The sequence below is a fragment of the Desulfoprunum benzoelyticum genome (assembly GCF_014201505.1).
Lineage (GTDB): Bacteria > Desulfobacterota > Desulfobulbia > Desulfobulbales > Desulfocapsaceae > Desulfoprunum > Desulfoprunum benzoelyticum.
Genome location: NZ_JACHEO010000023.1, coordinates 1 through 17,004, shown reverse-complemented (window position 1 = coordinate 17,004; position 17,004 = coordinate 1). Strand labels below are relative to the sequence as shown.

At 53.8% G+C, this 17,004-nt stretch carries 18 protein-coding genes; 6 read left to right on the top strand and 12 right to left on the bottom strand.

The features are described 5' to 3' along the window. Positions 1-326: 326 nt before the first annotated feature. On the bottom strand, positions 327-1,148 hold the full coding sequence (locus HNQ81_RS14940; protein WP_183352115.1) for a molybdate ABC transporter substrate-binding protein: 822 nt from the start codon (positions 1,146-1,148) through the stop codon (positions 327-329). A 144-nt stretch (positions 1,149-1,292) separates the two neighbouring features. After that, a complete protein-coding gene (locus HNQ81_RS14935; protein ID WP_183352114.1) occupies positions 1,293-1,829 on the bottom strand; it encodes a hypothetical protein in 537 nt (178 codons plus the stop codon). Positions 1,830-1,895: 66 nt separating this feature from the next. Here HNQ81_RS14935 and HNQ81_RS14930 point away from each other — a divergent pair, with 66 nt between their 5' ends. The 3 genes from HNQ81_RS14930 (at position 1,896) to HNQ81_RS14920 (ending at position 3,526) form a co-directional block, all read left to right on the top strand. After that, the gene (locus HNQ81_RS14930) at positions 1,896-2,231 is read left to right on the top strand and encodes a hypothetical protein (protein WP_183352113.1); all 336 of its coding nucleotides are present in this window, start codon (positions 1,896-1,898) and stop codon (positions 2,229-2,231) included. 227 nt (positions 2,232-2,458) lie between these two features. After that, complete coding sequence (locus HNQ81_RS14925) at positions 2,459-2,656, top strand: hypothetical protein (protein ID WP_183352112.1); 198 nt, start codon at positions 2,459-2,461, stop codon at positions 2,654-2,656. A gap of 39 nt (positions 2,657-2,695) precedes the next feature. Continuing rightward, positions 2,696-3,526: an amino acid kinase family protein gene (locus HNQ81_RS14920; RefSeq protein WP_183352111.1), complete on the top strand. Its 831-nt coding sequence runs from the start codon at positions 2,696-2,698 to the stop codon at positions 3,524-3,526. 360 nt (positions 3,527-3,886) lie between these two features. Here HNQ81_RS14920 and HNQ81_RS14915 read toward each other — a convergent pair whose 3' ends face one another. The 4 genes from HNQ81_RS14915 to HNQ81_RS14900 form a co-directional block, all read right to left on the bottom strand. Continuing rightward, positions 3,887-4,933 carry an energy-coupling factor ABC transporter ATP-binding protein gene (locus HNQ81_RS14915; protein WP_183352110.1) on the bottom strand — a complete coding sequence of 349 codons (1,047 nt, stop codon included), beginning with the start codon at positions 4,931-4,933 and terminating at the stop codon, positions 3,887-3,889. Then, positions 4,923-5,627: an ABC transporter permease gene (locus tag HNQ81_RS14910; RefSeq protein ID WP_183352109.1), complete on the bottom strand. Its 705-nt coding sequence runs from the start codon at positions 5,625-5,627 to the stop codon at positions 4,923-4,925. Before HNQ81_RS14910 ends, HNQ81_RS14915 begins: the two co-directional genes overlap by 11 nt. Positions 5,628-5,772: 145 nt before the next feature. After that, on the bottom strand, positions 5,773-6,669 hold the full coding sequence (locus tag HNQ81_RS14905; RefSeq protein ID WP_183352108.1) for an ABC transporter substrate-binding protein: 897 nt from the start codon (positions 6,667-6,669) through the stop codon (positions 5,773-5,775). Positions 6,670-6,672: 3 nt separating this feature from the next. After that, on the bottom strand, positions 6,673-7,608 hold the full coding sequence (locus tag HNQ81_RS14900; RefSeq protein WP_183352107.1) for a substrate-binding domain-containing protein: 936 nt from the start codon (positions 7,606-7,608) through the stop codon (positions 6,673-6,675). 448 nt (positions 7,609-8,056) lie between these two features. Between HNQ81_RS14900 and HNQ81_RS14895 the strand changes: the two genes are divergently transcribed. Together HNQ81_RS14895 and HNQ81_RS14890 are read left to right on the top strand one after the other, a co-directional pair. Next, positions 8,057-8,737 carry an alpha/beta hydrolase gene (locus HNQ81_RS14895; protein ID WP_183352106.1) on the top strand — a complete coding sequence of 227 codons (681 nt, stop codon included), beginning with the start codon at positions 8,057-8,059 and terminating at the stop codon, positions 8,735-8,737. Next, a complete protein-coding gene (locus tag HNQ81_RS14890; RefSeq protein ID WP_183352105.1) occupies positions 8,692-9,516 on the top strand; it encodes an SIR2 family NAD-dependent protein deacylase in 825 nt (274 codons plus the stop codon). The genes HNQ81_RS14895 and HNQ81_RS14890 overlap by 46 nt, the downstream gene beginning before the upstream one ends. A gap of 101 nt (positions 9,517-9,617) precedes the next feature. On the opposite strand, the gene HNQ81_RS14885 is transcribed toward HNQ81_RS14890, so the two are convergent. From HNQ81_RS14885 to HNQ81_RS14875, 3 genes are all read right to left on the bottom strand, one after another. Further along, positions 9,618-10,295, bottom strand: coding sequence for a type 1 glutamine amidotransferase domain-containing protein (locus tag HNQ81_RS14885; RefSeq protein ID WP_183352104.1), 678 nt, complete (start codon positions 10,293-10,295; stop codon positions 9,618-9,620). Positions 10,296-10,320: 25 nt separating this feature from the next. Then, entirely contained in the window at positions 10,321-11,355 is a 1,035-nt protein-coding gene (gene curA / locus HNQ81_RS14880; RefSeq protein WP_183352103.1) for an NADPH-dependent curcumin/dihydrocurcumin reductase, read from the bottom strand. Between the two features lie 139 nt (positions 11,356-11,494). Then, complete coding sequence (locus tag HNQ81_RS14875; RefSeq protein ID WP_183352102.1) at positions 11,495-11,749, bottom strand: hypothetical protein; 255 nt, start codon at positions 11,747-11,749, stop codon at positions 11,495-11,497. Positions 11,750-12,048: 299 nt separating this feature from the next. Here HNQ81_RS14875 and HNQ81_RS14870 point away from each other — a divergent pair, with 299 nt between their 5' ends. Continuing rightward, on the top strand, positions 12,049-13,239 hold the full coding sequence (locus HNQ81_RS14870; RefSeq protein WP_183352101.1) for a tyrosine-type recombinase/integrase: 1,191 nt from the start codon (positions 12,049-12,051) through the stop codon (positions 13,237-13,239). A 584-nt stretch (positions 13,240-13,823) separates the two neighbouring features. On the opposite strand, the gene HNQ81_RS14865 is transcribed toward HNQ81_RS14870, so the two are convergent. The 3 genes from HNQ81_RS14865 to HNQ81_RS14855 all read right to left on the bottom strand — a co-directional run bounded on the left by HNQ81_RS14865 (position 13,824) and on the right by HNQ81_RS14855 (position 16,369). Next, positions 13,824-14,714: a tyrosine-type recombinase/integrase gene (locus HNQ81_RS14865; RefSeq protein WP_240191596.1), complete on the bottom strand. Its 891-nt coding sequence runs from the start codon at positions 14,712-14,714 to the stop codon at positions 13,824-13,826. Next, positions 14,653-15,822 (bottom strand): tyrosine-type recombinase/integrase, encoded by a 1,170-nt coding sequence (locus HNQ81_RS14860; protein ID WP_183352099.1) that lies wholly within the window; start codon positions 15,820-15,822, stop codon positions 14,653-14,655. The genes HNQ81_RS14865 and HNQ81_RS14860 overlap by 62 nt, the downstream gene beginning before the upstream one ends. A gap of 220 nt (positions 15,823-16,042) precedes the next feature. Beyond that, the gene (locus HNQ81_RS14855) at positions 16,043-16,369 is read right to left on the bottom strand and encodes a YajD family HNH nuclease (RefSeq protein ID WP_183352098.1); all 327 of its coding nucleotides are present in this window, start codon (positions 16,367-16,369) and stop codon (positions 16,043-16,045) included. Between the last annotated feature and the right edge of the window lie 635 nt (positions 16,370-17,004).

Here is a 17,004-nt window from a genome sequence, read left to right as displayed (position 1 = left end):
TGAACGGTTAACGTTGACGTGCAACGAACGCCTTCATTTTCCCTTTTATTTTGGCCGCTCAGCCGGATTTGCACATCGTTGTTGAACAGGATGGTGTCTGCTCGCCGATGAACACCGCATTGCAGTGGCAATGTACCACAGGACTGGACTTTCAGGAATGGTTGTTGCCAGATCGAAGGAAATGCAGATACCGATCTCGAAGCTGTGACTTGAGATATTTTATTGAATTTATATGATTTTTAAGGCAACGGCCGCGCTGTCAGCCGTTGCCTTTATACTGTCTCCTGCTGAACACATCTGAACGGCACGGGAGAGAGCTTCGGATTTTACTTCCCCTTTTTCACCACTGACACTTCAAAACCGTATTTTTGCAGAATCGTTTGTCCCTCAGGTGACAGAATATACATGGCCAGCCGCCATGCCTCCGGAGAGGCTCCGTTCCTCACGACAAGCCCGTAATCCGCCCCCACGGCAAGATTCTCCGGGATACTGACGATCTTGAGCGATTGCACTTCTTTTTGAGCCGATACGGCATTGGTACAATAGGTGAGGAAAACGTCGGCTTTTTTCTCATCCATGACCCAACCGTATTGGTTGCGCTTTTCAGGGGCCTTGTCGCTGTCCGGTCCGCCGGTGAGTTGAAGTGCCTTGCCGGAGAGCGTGGCATAGCTTCCCTTCTGTATCGCCTCCGCTTTGCTGAAGAGTTCCCAGGCATAGTCACCGCTCGGATCGGCTTTCGGGGTCGAAGTTCCCAGGCGGACAGTGTTGTCCAGCAGAGTAGACAGAAGATTATCTGAGGTTGCCGAGACATCTTTCTGCGCCAGGGCGCAAAGCTGATTGCGGGCGAACAGCACGACAGGGCCGCCCCATCCGCTTGCCGCCAGTTTTGCCGGGTGTGCCATATTCGCCGAAGCAAACACATCGGGATTCTCTCCACCTTCAATGGCCGTAGTCAGAAGACCGCTGGGACCGAATCTGGTGGCGACTTTCGCTGCATACGTATTTTCATAGGCAAGGGCGACCTCGCTGAGGGCCGCCTTCAAGCTTCCTGCCGCGTACAGTTGCAAGGGTTCGGCCGCAGATGCGGATAAGGGAGATAAAAAGAAGAAAAGAGCGGCGGCGACCACATAGTTGCAAAAAATTCTCATAACACCTCCTTCTTGATTGTAAGTTCCGAAATTTCAGCTCCAGTGGAGCCATAGAAACTGTCGACTGGATGCATCGTTACCAAGGTTCCGGCAGTAGCTGGTCAAAAATTACAACAATCAGCCTTGCCCTGCGCTGTGCGGCATTCAAAACCGCTTCATCGCTTTCTTCGTCAATGTCGTCCAACAAGCGCCAGATTGTCGGGCGGTGGCCTTTACCACCGGAATGACCCTCGTATTTCCCAGCAACACCGTTTTCACCGTGTTCTCGGCGAAGAGAACCATTTCATCGGCATCCAAGGTCTGCCCGTCATCTGCCCTCACCGCATCAACACAGTCATGGCGGCACAGCTCCGCCACCGTCGTCGCTTCGCCGGCATTGCCGAATTGGTGCCATCCCCGGTAACGGCCGTCATTGCCGCACATCCTCAGTCCGGTTGCCGCCAGGGCGCCGATGACCCCACCCCCGGTCCCGCCATGTTCCGAGAGGGACACGCCGAGGGTATCGGCCAAAGCATATGCCGTCTGCTTGTCGAGAATCTTCTGCTTGGCATTTTGGCCAAAGGATATCAGGGAATCTTTATCCAGGCCCAAGTCATCAATGACGACACACAGACCCGGATCGGAGCCTTCCGCCGACGATTTTTCCAGAAATGACCGACCAAAGGAGATGACGTCTGCCACTCTGCCGGCCTCACATGTGGCAGGGATGCACATCGCGCTGTTATGGGAGGTAAAGGGAATGTCGTCGTGAACCAGAAGCTGATGACGGGTGATGCCGTCACATTGAGCCAGGCCGTTGCGCTGCAGCGCCGTCGCCAGATTCTCAGCCGCCGTCCCCGAACCGGGACTGTCGAGATTATCGGTGTCATCGATACCGATCAAAATTCTCATCATACCGAGGCTTCGTGTCATAATTTGTCACCCTTGGTCCACGACAGAAACGAAAACCGAATTCTTAAAAACAAACGACAAAAGAGACGTAAAATATCATCAGATAACATCTGGATTCATATTGTGTTTGTGCCGCATATTGCTGATATTTCCATCACCAATCTTATTGAGATTCAACACGGGTTGTATTGAAAAAAGAGAGTTGACTCAGCTTGATTACACACGCTTTCATCTCTGCCCTTTTGAAATAAAAAACCCACCGATTTATCTAGCATACCAAGAAGATACACACACAGAAAAAACCGTATATTACCTACAATAACCATAGATTACAGCAGAATGGGCCTTGCCATCCCGGGCACGGTGCTCTATATTTTAAAGATGCGGTTTTTTAAACAATATCATCAGGGAGGAAGACCATGGCTGGACAAATTTTTTACCGGGAACGGCAGAAATCCAAAGATGGGGCGAAGACCCCTCGCTACCGTATCATCGCGGTCACCGGGGTTGACCTGAAGGTGTACGGCAACCACCTGCGCAAGGTTGAACTGGACCAGATCGCCAAAGCCACGCAATCCGATCTCGTCGCCCTGAAGCGCGGCCCGAAACATCAGTAACAGAAACAATCAAAAAACCACGGAACAAGGGGAGAGAAGATGGCTTTAGTGCGGGAAAAGGACGGCAAGCGGCTGCATGTAAAAAGCGTTTTGATGGGCGAGAGCCTGGTGAGCAAGGATTTCATCGGCCAGTTGGAAATTGCCCCACAGGAGCGCCTGTATCCGGATATCGCGATCATGAAGATCGGCGGCCAATCGGTCTGCGATCGCGGTGTCAAGGCCCTGCCGGCGATCCTCAAGGAAATCGTCAGGAACCGCCAGGATCACAAGATGTTGATCACCACCGGCGGGGGTACCAGAAGCCGTCATATCTATACCATTGGCCTGGAAATGGGGATGCCGACCGGCGTGATCGCCAAATTCGGCAGCACGATCTCCGAACAGAATGCCCTGATGATCGCCACCCTGCTGTCGCCGTGGGGAGGAATCAAGATATCTCATTCGGATATCGTCAAACTGCCGACCTACTTTGCCGAAAACATCATTCCAGTCATGCAGGGCATGCCTCCGTACGATTATTTCGCCTTCAAGCCGAAAGTCGGCCGCATACCGATCCACCGTACCGATGTCGGCCTGGTGATCCTCGCCGATCTGATCGGATCCCGGACCATTCTCTTCATCAAGGATGAAAATGGCCTGTACACCGATGACCCGAAAAAGAACCCGGACGCGACCTTCATACCCGAGATCGGGGCCCAGGATCTGCTTGATCGGGACATGGACGACCTGGTGATCGAACGCCCCTGCCTCGAAATCATACAGAACAGCGAGGTCATAGAAAAAGTGCAGATCATCAACGGATTGGTCGAGGGCAATATCACCCGGGCCCTGAACGGCGAACACGTCGGGACCATCATCTACAAACAGTAGCGGGCATGAGGAGAGAAAGGAGTGATCCTTTATCGGCGGTGTCTCTGCACCATATGCGGGGACGCCGGGAGAAGGCGGCCATGAGTCGTCGGGTTGCTTACCGCTGAATCAGCCCATGCTTACCGTACTCATCATTTTTGTCGTCATCCTTTTCTTTCTGGAAGAAAATTTTCGGCTCCAGTCGCGAGGTATACAATGGCGAAATCGGCTATCCGGCCGATTTTCAAAAGGGGCATAAACTTTCCGTCAAGGAGTTCTACTTTCGGCTCCTGCCTTTTGCCGCCCTGTGTACCGCAGGGCTGTATCTTTTGCTGAAAGTTTATTCGGTCCTGATTGATAAGGTGTGAGTGTCCAGAAAACTCATACCGGGCGAACGTCACCACTGTTCGGAATGCAGTGCACCGCCTCGTCGGGGATGACGACAGCCACAATCTCCCCGACCCGGAGAGACCGATCCGCGTAAATTTCAGGCGAAAGCGTGAGATCGAGGACGATCCCGGCATGGAGTTTCACCGCTACGCCCCCGTTTTCTTCCCTGATCTGGGCCACCCGTCCTTCCACCAGGCTGCCTTCCGTTTGCCGGTCGCCGGTGATTGCCGCCAGCCGAATCTTGTCCTGATCGATTCTCAGGTTGAACAACGGTTCCGCCGGGATGCTCCGGGTCGGCACAGAGATGATCACCCGCTCCGCCAACCGACAGGATGAGCGTCGTTGCCCTCGCTCGATCAGTTCGGCGTGATAGACATTGTCGGCCTGATGCTCGCTGAGATGCCCATGCTGGAGGTGCAGGCAGAAATGGGCCAACTGCTGTTCCAGTGATTGGTAATGGGTAGAGAAGATGATAGAGGTTTTGTCCTGGCGGTTGATAGCGGCAAGGATATCGAGAATGATCTTCTGATGTTCACTGTCGACATTCGCCGTCGGTTCATCGCACAGCAGGACCTTCGGTCTGATCGCCAGGGCCCGGGCGAGGGCCACCCGTTTGGTCTCACCCCCCGAAAGCCGATGGGCCTCAGTCCGGTCGAATCGTTCCATCCCCACCTGCTGAAGGGCTTCGATCGCCCTTTTTCTCCTTTCGGCGGCAGGGATCTTCCTCATCTTCAGACCGAATTCGACATTGTCGATAACGGTGCCGGTAAACAGCAGCGGCGACTGATCGACCATCACCACCTGCCGCCGCAGCTCGAGCAGATCGCCTTCAACCTGCAGAACCGATTTTGTAAAGAACCGTATCTCCCCGGCAGTCGGCCGATCGATAAAGGCCAGAATTTTCAACAGCGTCGTTTTGCCGGCGCCATTCGGCCCGGTAAGAGAGTAAATGCGCCCGGATCGTATCGAAAATCTGTCAATATCGAAAATCTTGCGCCCACCAAGAATTTTTTCCAGACCGATCAATTCATAGAGCATCCGTTCTGGTCCTTCCCTGGAAAAAATGGAACAGCATATTGACACCGAAGGCGATGCTCATCAAAACGACGCCCAGGGCGACGGCGAGGACATACTCCCCCTTGTCGTATTCAAGGGCCATGGCGGTCGTCATCGTCCGGGTGAAGCCCTTGGCGTTGCCGCCGAGCATCATCCCGATCCCGACCTCGGCGATCACCCGCCCGAAGGCGGCAACGACGGCAGCGACGATGCCGAACCGGGCCTCCTGGAAGATCACCAGGGCCGCCTGATAGCGATCGGCCCCAAGGGTCATCGCCGACATGCGGTAGCGCTCATCGAGCTTGCTGACGGCGGCGATGGTCAGGCTCGTCACCAGGGGAACGATGAGAATGATCTGGCCGATGATGATCGCCTCCTGGGTATAGAGCAGGCCGAAGGAACCGAATGTCCCCCGCCGGGAGATGAAGGCGTAGACGACCAGACCGATGACGACGGTGGGCAGGGCCAGCAGGGTGTTGAGGCAGGTGAGGACGAAGCGCTTGCCGGGAAAGACGGCCTGGGCCAGCACCAGGCCGGCGGGGATGCCGAGGGCGGCAGCGGCCAGGGTCGAGAGACCGCTAACCTTGATTGACACCCAGATGATGAACAGCAATTCCGGGTCGAGCTGCATCAGCAGCAGAAAAGCTGAGATCACACTGTCACGTAACAGTTCCATGCCGCGATCCAATCAGAAATGGGAACTGAAAAGCCGGCAGCGCAGGCGTGAACCTTGACCGGCTTTCCAGCAATTCCCCAGATAAAAAAGGGAGAAACAGAGACTTCGTTTCTCCCCTCGACACAACGGTTCGGTTTAAAAGGTCTTACTTGATCGCATCCGGAAAAAACAACTGTTTCCCCTCAAGCTTGAAATCGGCAATGACGTTCTGCCCCCGGGCCGAGATCAGCCAGTCGGCGAACTGCTGGGCCAGATCGTACTTGACGTGGGGGAATTTTTTCGGATTGACCGGGATCACACCGTAGGGATTGGCCAGTGTCTCATCGCCTTCAAAGAGGATGTCGAGATCGACCGCCGGGGTCTTGCCCCACTTGTAGGCGATATAGGTGCCGCGGTCGGCGATGGCATAGGCGTTTTTCTCATCGGCAAAGGTGAGGGTCTTGCCCATGCCCTGGCCGATCGAGTAGTACCATGCATCCGAGTTTTCGGGTTTCTTCGCTACGACCTGGGCCTCTTTGCCGGAGATGACCAGCTTCTGGCTCGTTTCCACCAGTTTCAGCGAGGATTTGCCCCAGATCTCCTGCTCCTTGGTGTGGGTGCCGCTGTCGTCACCGCGGGAGATGAACGGCGCCTTGGCGGCGGCGATCTTCTGAAGGGCCTCGATCGAATCCTTCGACCCCTTGATCTCGGCCGGGTCCGCCGGCGGGCCGACGATGATGAAATCATTGTGCATGACGGCATAGCGCTGGGTGCCGAAACCCTTGTCGACGAAATCCGCCTCTTTCTGCTTGGCATGGACGAACACCACGTCGACATTGCCGTCCATCCCATCCTTCAGCGCCGCCCCGGTGCCCTTGGCCAGGACCTTGACATCGATGCCGGTGTCCTTCTTGAATTCCGGCAGCAGGACGTCAAGCAGTCCGGAAGACTCGGTGCTGGTGGTGGTCGACATCGTCAGTACCTTGGCTTCCGCCATGGCGCTGCCGATGGTGGCGCTGACAAGCAGGTAAACTCCAATCACTACCCATTTCAATCTTTTCATCTGCTACTCCTTCAATTTTAAATTGTCTGGAAAAATCATCTTGCCGCAGAGGGAGATATCATATCCGGTAAACGTCTCGGCAAGCGATCTGAACTCCTTCTCGTGCAACAGCCCGATAAAATCCTGAATTCCCTTCTCAAAAAAACGTTCCCTGGCAATCAGCAGATCGTAGCGCTCCCAGCGCAGCGACAGGAAATCGAGATCGAGCAGCCCGGCCACCGCCCTGATCGCCGGAGCTGCGTCGGCCCGACCGGACAGGACCTCGAGCCCGGCGTCCATATGGCGGGAGACCTCCACCTCATACCCTTCAATCTGGCTGGCGGAAATCTCCGACCTGGAGATCTCGTAATCGAGCAGCAGTCGGGTGCCGGTCCCCAGCTGCCGGTTGACGATACGCACCCCCTTCTTCGCCAGGTCGACGATGGAATGAATGCCCTTGGGATTGCCCTTCTGCAGCAGAATCCCCTGTTCACGCTTGCTGAAATTGACGAAGACCGGGGCCCGGTCCAGTTCCTCCCGGGCAAAATCGAAATTGTACTCGGCATTGTCATCCTGGAGCAGATGACAGGTGCCGATATGGCACAACCCCAGCCGCAGGCTCTTCAGTCCGCCCATGCTGCCGAGATTGGCGAAGAACACCGTCCCCAGCCCTTTCTTGTAGAACTGGGAAAGGACCTTCTGCAGCAGCAGGTCGTCGCTCCCGGCCATCAACAGGATCCCGTCATTGGAAGAGCGATCGATTCCCGTCCGCTGCACGTTGAGGACATGGGTCTCCAGCCATTCCTCGACCAGACGCCGGGGGAACAGCCATTTCCCGGTGATCTTGGTTGCCGGCAGCCCTTTATCGTTAACGAGATAATAGACCATCTTCTCGTTGATATTGAGAAAGGCGGCAACCTCCCGCGTCGTCAGATACGTACTGTCCTTCCCCTCAGCCATCGACATCCCTCTCTTTCGATACGGTTTCTGCATCGCAGCACTGCTAACGTACTGGGACATGTTACCCAACGTGTCAAAAAAGGCGGTCTTTTCTTCAATAGTTACCAACAACAACAAATTCTAACACCTATCACAGGTTTGATTCAATTCTCCATGAAATCAGTTGCCGGGAAGCATGGCAGTTCCAGATCCACTCCGCAATTGGTTACCGACAGACAGAAATAATGGCTGCTACAGCATCGCCTATATTTTTTCTGGTCGGACGATGAAGCACGCCCGGGTATTTCAGCTTCCTGCGGCATCGACGTCCGGCACCTGAAACAACGGCGGTCGAATCTGATCTCGTCATTAGAAAGAATGGCGAGCAGGCAGAGGACTGTGATACAATCCCTTCTTATTATTGACACCCGGCTGAACAGCAAACCGATCACACCAGACGAGAGCAACGATGACACTTTTACCGGCCATTGAGAAAGAAACGAGCCCCAGTCCCGACAGCACGGTCATCTGGCTGCACGGCCTGGGGGCGGATGGCAACGACTTCGCGCCGATCATCCCTGAACTGCAATTACCCGTTACAGCGGCAATACGATTCATCTTTCCCCATGCGCCGGCGATACCGGTGACGATCAACGGCGGCTATGTCATGCCGGCCTGGTACGACATCATGGAAATGCAGATCAACCGCAAGATAGACAGCGAGGGCCTCATGGCATCGGCCCGATCGATCAACGCTTTTATCGACCGGGAACTCGACCGGGGCATCGACAGCCGGCGGATCATTGTTGCCGGTTTTTCCCAGGGCGGGGCGGTGGCTTACCAGGTCGTTCTCAGTCACGACAAGCCGCTCGGCGGCCTGCTGGCCATGTCCACCTATCTGGCCACTGCCGATACCCTTGAATATACAGCCGTCAACAAGGAGATCCCGATCAGTGTCCAGCACGGCTTGCACGACCCGGTCGTTCCCGAGCAGCTTGGCCGGACGGCTGTGGCCCGCCTGATCCAGGAGGGCTACCGGGTGAGCTATCAGAACTATCCGATGGAACATTCGGTCTGCCCGGCCCAGATCGACGACATTTCCCAATGGCTGCAGAGCCTTCTATCGACGACCTGTCGATCCTTGCGATGAAGACTATCACCCCCGGCAAAAACGAAAACCACCTCGAAGAAGCGGTGACGAAATTCAGACAGGCCCGGTCCGCCGCCGCACTCACCGGCGCAGGTATCTCCGTTGCCAGCGGTATCGCCGACTTCCGCAGCCCGGGTGGAGTCTGGACCGTCTTCTCGCCGGATGAATACGCCACCCTCGACGTCTTTCTCCACAATCCGCACAAAGCCTGGAAGCTGTACCGCGAAATGGGCAGAGGACTGATCGGCAAAAAGCCAAGCACAGGACACAGGGTACTTGCCGAACTCGAGAAAAATGGTTTCCTCAAGGGACTGATCACCCAGAACGTCGACAATCTGCATCAGGCGGCCGGGAGCAGGAATGTTTTCGAGATTCACGGCGATCATCAGCACCTGCACTGTCTACAGTGCGGCCATACCGTTCAGGTAACCGAGGTCCACTACCGGATGGCTGAAGTGCCTGCGTGCGAACGATGCAGGTATCCCTATAAACCCAACGTTGTCCTGTTCGGCGAACAGGTGAGAAGCCTCGGGCAGATCGAAGAGCTGCTCGCCGGTTGCGACCTGCTGCTGGTCATTGGCACCTCCGCCGGCGTTTATCCAGCCGCCGGTTTCCCGGCACTCGTCAAGGACCGGGGCGGACTGGTGTACGAATTCAACCGCGAGACCGCCCTCTCCGCTGCCAGTTATCGCCGCCGTGATCCCCTTGCCGACTATTTTTTCGAGGGTGACCTGGCAGTAACCCTGCCGCTGTTTGGCCGCGCCGTTTTACCGGACTGACTGATTCCCATTGGACTTGCGCGTCTGCGTCATCCTTCCCCTTTTTTATGGACTCTAAAAACACGGAATGAGCTAAGCGGCCGGCCCATGCGGCTGGCGGTTCAGGTCAATTTGGCCAGCAGCGCCCTGGCCGCCGGCTCGGAGGAGGCAGGGTTCTGCCCGGTGATCAGCAGGCCGTCGGTCACCACATGGGGCTGCCAGTCCGCCGCTTTCGAATAGCTGCCCCCGTTGCCTCTGAGCATGTCCTCAACCAGAAAGGGCACGACCTCGGTCAGCCCGACCGCCTGCTCTTCGGAGTTGGCGAAGCCGGTTACCGTCCTGCCCCGGACCACGGGAGAGCCGTCGACTGTTTTCGGGTGCTGCAGCACGCCCGGGGCGTGGCAGACGGCGGCCACCGGTTTGCCGGCCGCCAGCATCGTCTCGATCAGGGCGATGGAAAAGGCGTCTTCGGCCAGATCCCACAGCGGCCCGTGGCCGCCGGGGTAAAACACCGCGTCGAAAGCGCCGGCGGAAACCTCCGCCAACCTGCGCGTACCGGCGAGATCGGCCTGGGCCGCGGCATCCGCCTTGAAGCGGCGGGTGGCATCGGTCTGGGAGGCCGGATCGTCGCTCTTGGGATCAAGCGGCGGCTGGCCGCCACGCGGCGAGGCCAGGGTGATCTCCGCGCCTGCATCCTTGAAAACGTAGTAGGGGGCCGCGAATTCTTCCAGCCAGAAACCGGTCTTTTCACCGCTATTGCCGAGTGTGTCGTGCGAAGTCAGAACCATCAGTATTTTCATCGCATATCTCCTGTTTGCAACAGTTTCAGTCACCCGCGACGCGAATGACCAGTTTGCCGAAGTTCCTGCCTTCGAGTAGGCCGATGAAGGCCTCGGGGGCGTTCTCGAGTCCGTCGACGATGTCTTCGCGGAACTTGATCCGGCCCTCCTTGAGCCAGGTATTCATCTGGCTCTGGAACTCGCCGTAGCGCGAACCGTAATCGTCGAAGATAATGAAGCCCTGCATCTTGATGCGCTTGACCAGCATGTGGCGGGTCAGCAGCCCCAGGCGATCCGGACCTTCCGGCAGGCTGGTCTCGTTGTAGAGGGAGATCAGGCCGCACAACGGCACGCGGGCCTTGACATTGAGCAGGGGCAGGACGGCGGCGAAGACCCGGCCGCCGACGCTCTCGAAATAGACGTCGATGCCTTTCGGGCAGGCGGCGGCCAGCTCCTGCCGTAAATCGCTGCTGCGGTGATCGACGCAGGCATCGAAACCCAGTTCATCGACGACAAAACGGCACTTCTCGGCGCCGCCGGCGATACCGACCGCCCGGCAGCCTTTGATTTTGGCGATCTGGCCAACCACGGAACCGACCGCCCCGCTGGCGGCGGCGACCACCACCGTTTCCCCGGCCTGCGGCTGACCGATGTCGAGCAGGCCCATGTACGCCGTAAAACCCGGCATGCCGAGAACGCCGAGTGCGGTCGAGGGCCGGGACATCCGGGCATCGAGCCTGACGAGGTCGGTGCCGTCGGAAAGGGCATATTCCTGCCAGCCGCCGGAGCCCTGGACCAGATCGCCCGGCTGGTAGTCAGGGTGCCGGGAGACCGCCACCTGCGACACGGTGCCGCCGACCATGACCTCACCGATCGCCACCGCCGCGGCGTAGGACCGTGCATCGCTCATCCGGCCGCGCATATACGGGTCAAGCGACAGGTACAGGGTCCGCAGCAGGACCTGCCCGGGACCGGGTTCCGGTACGGGTCCTTCCTCGAGACGGAAATTGTCGGCAATCGGTGCGCCGACGGGACGTGAGTTCAGGACGATCCTGCGGTTGATGGTACTGTTTTCGGCCATGATGGTTCCCTTTTCTGTAGTGGATACTCCGGGTGGTTTATTGGTGGTCGTCGAATTTGCCTGTCTCAATGAGAAGCAATCATGATACAGGCCGATAACAGGCCGGATCTGATCCCGGGAAATACTTCCGATCCTTTCTTCATCTGGCGGGGCCGTACATCTCAACGATTCTTGCGATGGCTGCAGGTCTGTCCAGATCCGTCACTTCATAAATCGAATAGTCGCCGTAGAGATCATGGGCAGCATCGATCAATTCTTCAAACTCTTCCTTCAGATCTTCCCACTTGGATGGAATCGAGAAGGATACCAGCGATTCTGACGGATCGATTACAGGAAGGTGCCTGGCGGGAAGCCGACCGGCGAAGAACGGAACGAAAAAGGGGTTACGTCTCATCGACATAACCCCTTGTTTTTACTGGTGCACCAGGAGAGATTCGAACTCCCGACCTACGGATTCGTAGTCCGTTTTTTCACCTTTCATTTATCACAACAAAGCGTCCTTTCTTGTCTCTTTATTATAGACAATACAGCATCTTGTGATGTACAGTTCTTCATATTACATACTTGATCTTCAGCTCATTTAATCAACTAAAGGCGGGACAGGAGCGGGACAGAATTGACCTAGGGATCAACCATGGGACTTGTCATGGTTCAGTCCCGCCTCCCTATGCATCGCCATACAAGAGGTCAGCCATGTCAGAATGGATAAAATGCAAGACGACCGGAATCAGGTATCGACTGCACACCACCAGGAAACACGGTGTCGGCTTCGACCGCTATTACACGATCAGGTACAAAATTGCAGGCAAAGAGCGGTCTGAAGGCTTGGGGTGGGCGTCTGAGGGGTGGACGGAGAAAAAGGCATCTGCGGTCCTTGCAGAACTGAAGAAGAATATTACCACCGGCTCCGGTCCTGCTACTCTCGAAGAGAAGCGTCAGATCGAACGCAACCGCCGGGCCGAGGAAGTTAAGCAGGAGGCCGCTGAACGGGTGGCGAACATCACCTTCGCAGAAATCTTCACTGAACATTATCTCCCTGTCTCGAAATCCAACAAACGGAACCAGCAGTCATGGCAGAGGGAGGAACAATTCTTCAGGCTCTGGATCAACCCCGTTATTGGGGAAAAACCTATGAGAGAAATAGCACCCATACACCTTGAAAAGATCAAGCGGGCAATGACATTGAAGGAGAAAAGCCCTCGAACGGTTCAATACTGCCTCGCCACCATCCGTCAGGTATTCAACCACGCCCTCATCCACAGCCTTTACTTTGGATCGAACCCCGCCGCAGGAAAGATCGTCAAGAGGCCGGTTATAGACAACCGGCGCACTCGGTTTCTGACTAGGGACGAGGCAACCGCCCTTCTATCAGAACTGGCCAGACGATCCACGGACGTGCACGATATGGCCCTCTTTTCCCTTCAGACGGGTGCAAGGGCGGGCGAGATCTTTTCGCTCACCTGGAGCGATATAGACCTATTCCAGGGCACTGCCTTATTGCGTGACACGAAATCCAACAAGAACCGCCCTCTCTTCCTCACTGATGAAGTAAAGACCATGCTGACCAGACGGCGGACATCAGAGACGAAAAGTACTGACCTAGTATTCCCGGACAAGAACGGCAACAAGATCGTTCAGATCAGCGATTCATTCAACCGGGCCATTGATAAACTAAAACTGAACGAGGGTCTCACCGACCGACGTGACAAACTGACATTTCACTCCTTGCGGCATACCTACGCGAGCATGCTGGTCCAAGCTGGAGTCGATATCTACCACGTGAAGGAATTGCTCGGTCACTCCAGCATTGCCCTGACAGAGAGATACTCTCACCTATCGGATAGCAGTCTGAAGCAGGCAGCACTGACGATCCAGAACAGTTAACATGGAATAGTTACGACTTGATCTGATCCAATCTAATCTCCAGCCTTGGCCTACTGACAGTTCTCCATCAGCAGTGCTGATCAAGATCAGTCGTAGATAATCTAGGTTTAGGCAATAAGTCAAAGCTGAGATGAGAGCTATTGTCTTTCAAAATTGAAGATTTACAGTCTATATACGTAATAGATCCTGTTTTTTCTTTTTAGATTAGTCCATTAGCTACACTTTATTTTCGTTCATCTTTGCCTTTGATGTCAAGTTCCATTCTCCCATTCTCCCATTCTCCCATCTCCGAGGTGAGTTCCATCAAGACTGATTCTGAGAATCGCACCTCAAATAGTCCTCGCTTGCCGTGGACGCAATCAGTGACTATTTTTTCTCTACTCATCCGGAGGATAGGGCAACGCTGAGGAGCGACCCGAGCGCCGAGATGAGCACCGTAAGGCTGGAGGCCGGGTCACGGATACTCGGCCTCTTTTTTATTCCTCCATCCTTATGGTCATAAAGCGTTAAACCTCGGGGGTTAGGGGGCAGAGCCCCCTGAGTGCTTGTGATCCTTGGTCTTCCTCCGGTTTTGACTTCTGACGTCATTCCAACTGCTTGATCTCGGTGTTTTTCATCACCAGTTCCATTGCTTGAAAATAATCCCTCTGCGCTTTCAGATTCGATAATTTGCTGTAGCGCTGGGTCGTCTTGATCATGGTGTGCCCCAGTATTTCCTGGATACTAACCAGGTCGGCATTGGCATTGAGGAGTTGGGTTGCCATGGTATGACGAAGTCTGTGGCAGGTAACGGGAATTCCACATATCTTTGCATACATCTCTATCCGTTTCTGAATAGCCCGAATGGAGATAGGTTTGTCTCTGCAACGTCCTTTTTCTGCCAAAAAGATACGTCTCTCTGTGGTCACCGGTCGTTCCCGCAGATAGTTAGCCAAGGCAGCTCCCGCATCGTTGCTGATGAAGACCATGCGATCCTTTGCACCTTTCCCTGCCCTGATAACAATCTGACTGCGCCTGTAGTCAATAACATCAAGGGTGAGATTGGCTACCTCCTGAACCCGTAGACCTGACCGGAGCATCAACATGAAGATCGCCAGATCCCTTGTACTGGCAACGCATTTCAGAAACGCCTCCACATCACTGTCTGGCACATACCTGGGAAGCGGATGTGGTTCTCGTAACAGTAGCCCGGTGACCACGGGATTCTCGATACAGATATTCTCCTCGTCTTTCAGATATTCGTAAAATCTTCTGATACTTGAGAGGTGGCAGTTGACGGTTCTCGGCGCCATCCTTTGCTCCAGCATGGAGTCGATATACATCTTCACCTCCTTTACCGTCGTCCCTTCGACAGTCGTTGCCACCCAACAGAAGAATCGTTTCAGCCGGTGGAGGTAGTTCTTTATCGTCAGATCAGAGAAGTTTTTTCTCTTCAAAAACCGCCTGTAGTTCAGGATTGACTCTGTTAGGTGCATCACTGACCCCCTTTTCGATTATCGCCATTGCCCTGAAATAGGCATCCTCCCGGGTTACGTCTGCTATTCTTGCATACCGAAGAGTTATGTCGATGGTGAGATGTCCCAGGAGTTGCTGCAGCACTTCAAGCCGCAACCCGGCGTTGAGCATATTCGTGGCGAACGTGTGGCGAAGGGAATGCAGGCTGTAGCCTTTCCCTTCAAGCCCCGCTTTCTGTAGGGCATCCTTCATAATCATCCAGGCCGTCACATAGCAGAGTTGCTTGCCGCCATAACCATAAAAAAGGTACTCGCTGGTTGTATCCCTTGTCGCCAGCCATTTATTCAACGCCAGGTCAGCAGTGGTGCTGTAGAAAACTGTTCTGCCGTGTAAATTCTTCTCGCCCAGATACAGAAGGATTTTTCGTTCTGACAAGACGATGTCTGCTATCTTCACCTTCAGCAGTTCTCCAATTCGCATGCCGGTATGGAGGAGGAGAAGAATCAGGGCACGGTCTCTCACCCCTGTTATAACTTTCAGGATTTGTTTTAGATCTTCAGCTGGTATCGCTTTTGGCAGCACTTCAGGCAGCTTGATGCGAATTTTCTTCTGCAGAATATCAGCGGGCAACACATCATTTTCTACCAGGTATCGGAGATAGGCGTACACTGTGTGGAGGTGATTTCTCACCGAGTTAACCTTCAGCCCTTTTTCCTGCTCATGTTCTACATAACCAGCTATGTCCTGCCGCTGGATACCCTTTATATCGCTTCTCCCCAGGTCCTTGAAAATAGACAGAAAAGCGTGTAGCGTTCGTCCTGTTTGGCTGATGGAAGTGACTGAGTGATTGCGACGATACTTGTCATGGATGTAGGAAATGACATATTCAAATCCCGGTAAAGAGCTGGCCTCGAGCCTATCTATTGCTTTGTTGAGGGCTCGACGCCGTTTGCTCGGCTGATACACATAAAATGCGCCGGCAGCAGGTGCAAACAACGTCCGGATAGATTCCGCATCTGGATTTGCGTGGTCATCCAGTGGGAACAGGAAAGATAGATTTGAGAAATAAACGGATTGGCCCCAATCTGTGGGGTAGTAACTGGGATATATACTTTGCGAAATGGCCATCTTATCCTCCTTTTTCTTATGAAAAAACAGGATGTTGATGACCTATTATACCACAATCTCAGGTCACAATTTAATTACGTATATACAGTAGTAGTCTCAAATTGAAGCGTTAATACAATATGAAGACCTCCGAAGTGGCAATATTAACGTTTAGTTCACCGGCGAGCTTCAGCGAGTCCGAGTGAAGCGTAGCGGCACGGTGTGAAATGGCTAGTTATATTTATTTTTTTGACTCGCTGTTTTTCTTCTCAGATAAAAGTTTGTTGAGTTTGTCGAAAGCTTTGTAGCGTGTTGTTGTTCTTTTGTCGTTATCAGAATTGTGAGTTGGCAGCCATTCGGCATCCAGGTCACGGGAGTGCTCATTATCATGACAATACAGACATAATAACTCCCAGTTGCTACCATCTGGAGAGTTGTTTTTATAATTATGATCTTTGTGATGGACTGTCAATTCTCTGATTTTTTTGCCAGAAAATTCACGGCCGCAACTTGCACAGACCCACGGTAGGATTTTCAAAGCTTGATTTCGATAGTCAATTTTTTTCATACATTTTTTTTGTAACAAAATATAACGGCTGGCCGGTGAGCGGGTTCACCGCTCCACTGGCCTGTTGGACTTTTCTTTCTATCTAAGCCAATGTCGGAACACTGTGTTCCTGCTTTTGGTTTAGGCTAGCCATCTTACAGGACCTACTACTCGTGATTCCCAACTGTTTCAGTGACGTTGCCATATAGTTGGGATATACGACAGAACCGAATTCCATCCTTCGAGTTTATACACCTGTTTCCAGCGTTAATTGATGCACGTATTGCCATGTTGTAAATGGTTCGGGAAATCCACTTATTTTGGGCTGTACACGGTGAAATCAGAATTTCATCTACAAAATCAAACCAATTGCCTATAGTTATGGTTATATTGCTAAAAGTGGGCTGTGCGTGATCTGGCACTAGTATAAATCTGTATTCTGACTCATGTCTAAAGGGAGTTCGTTTCATAAGCAACAACGAAACAAGATCTTTAGTTTTCATTGTTTTAGACCAGCTAGTAGCTGGCTCATAAAAAACTTTCCCTCTGAACACTTTGCAATTTCTGATTACCATCGAACTTCAGCCAGCTTGAGCAGGCGCTGCGGGACCGGCTGAGTTTGTAAGGCTATATAGGTTAACCGATCAACCATTGTA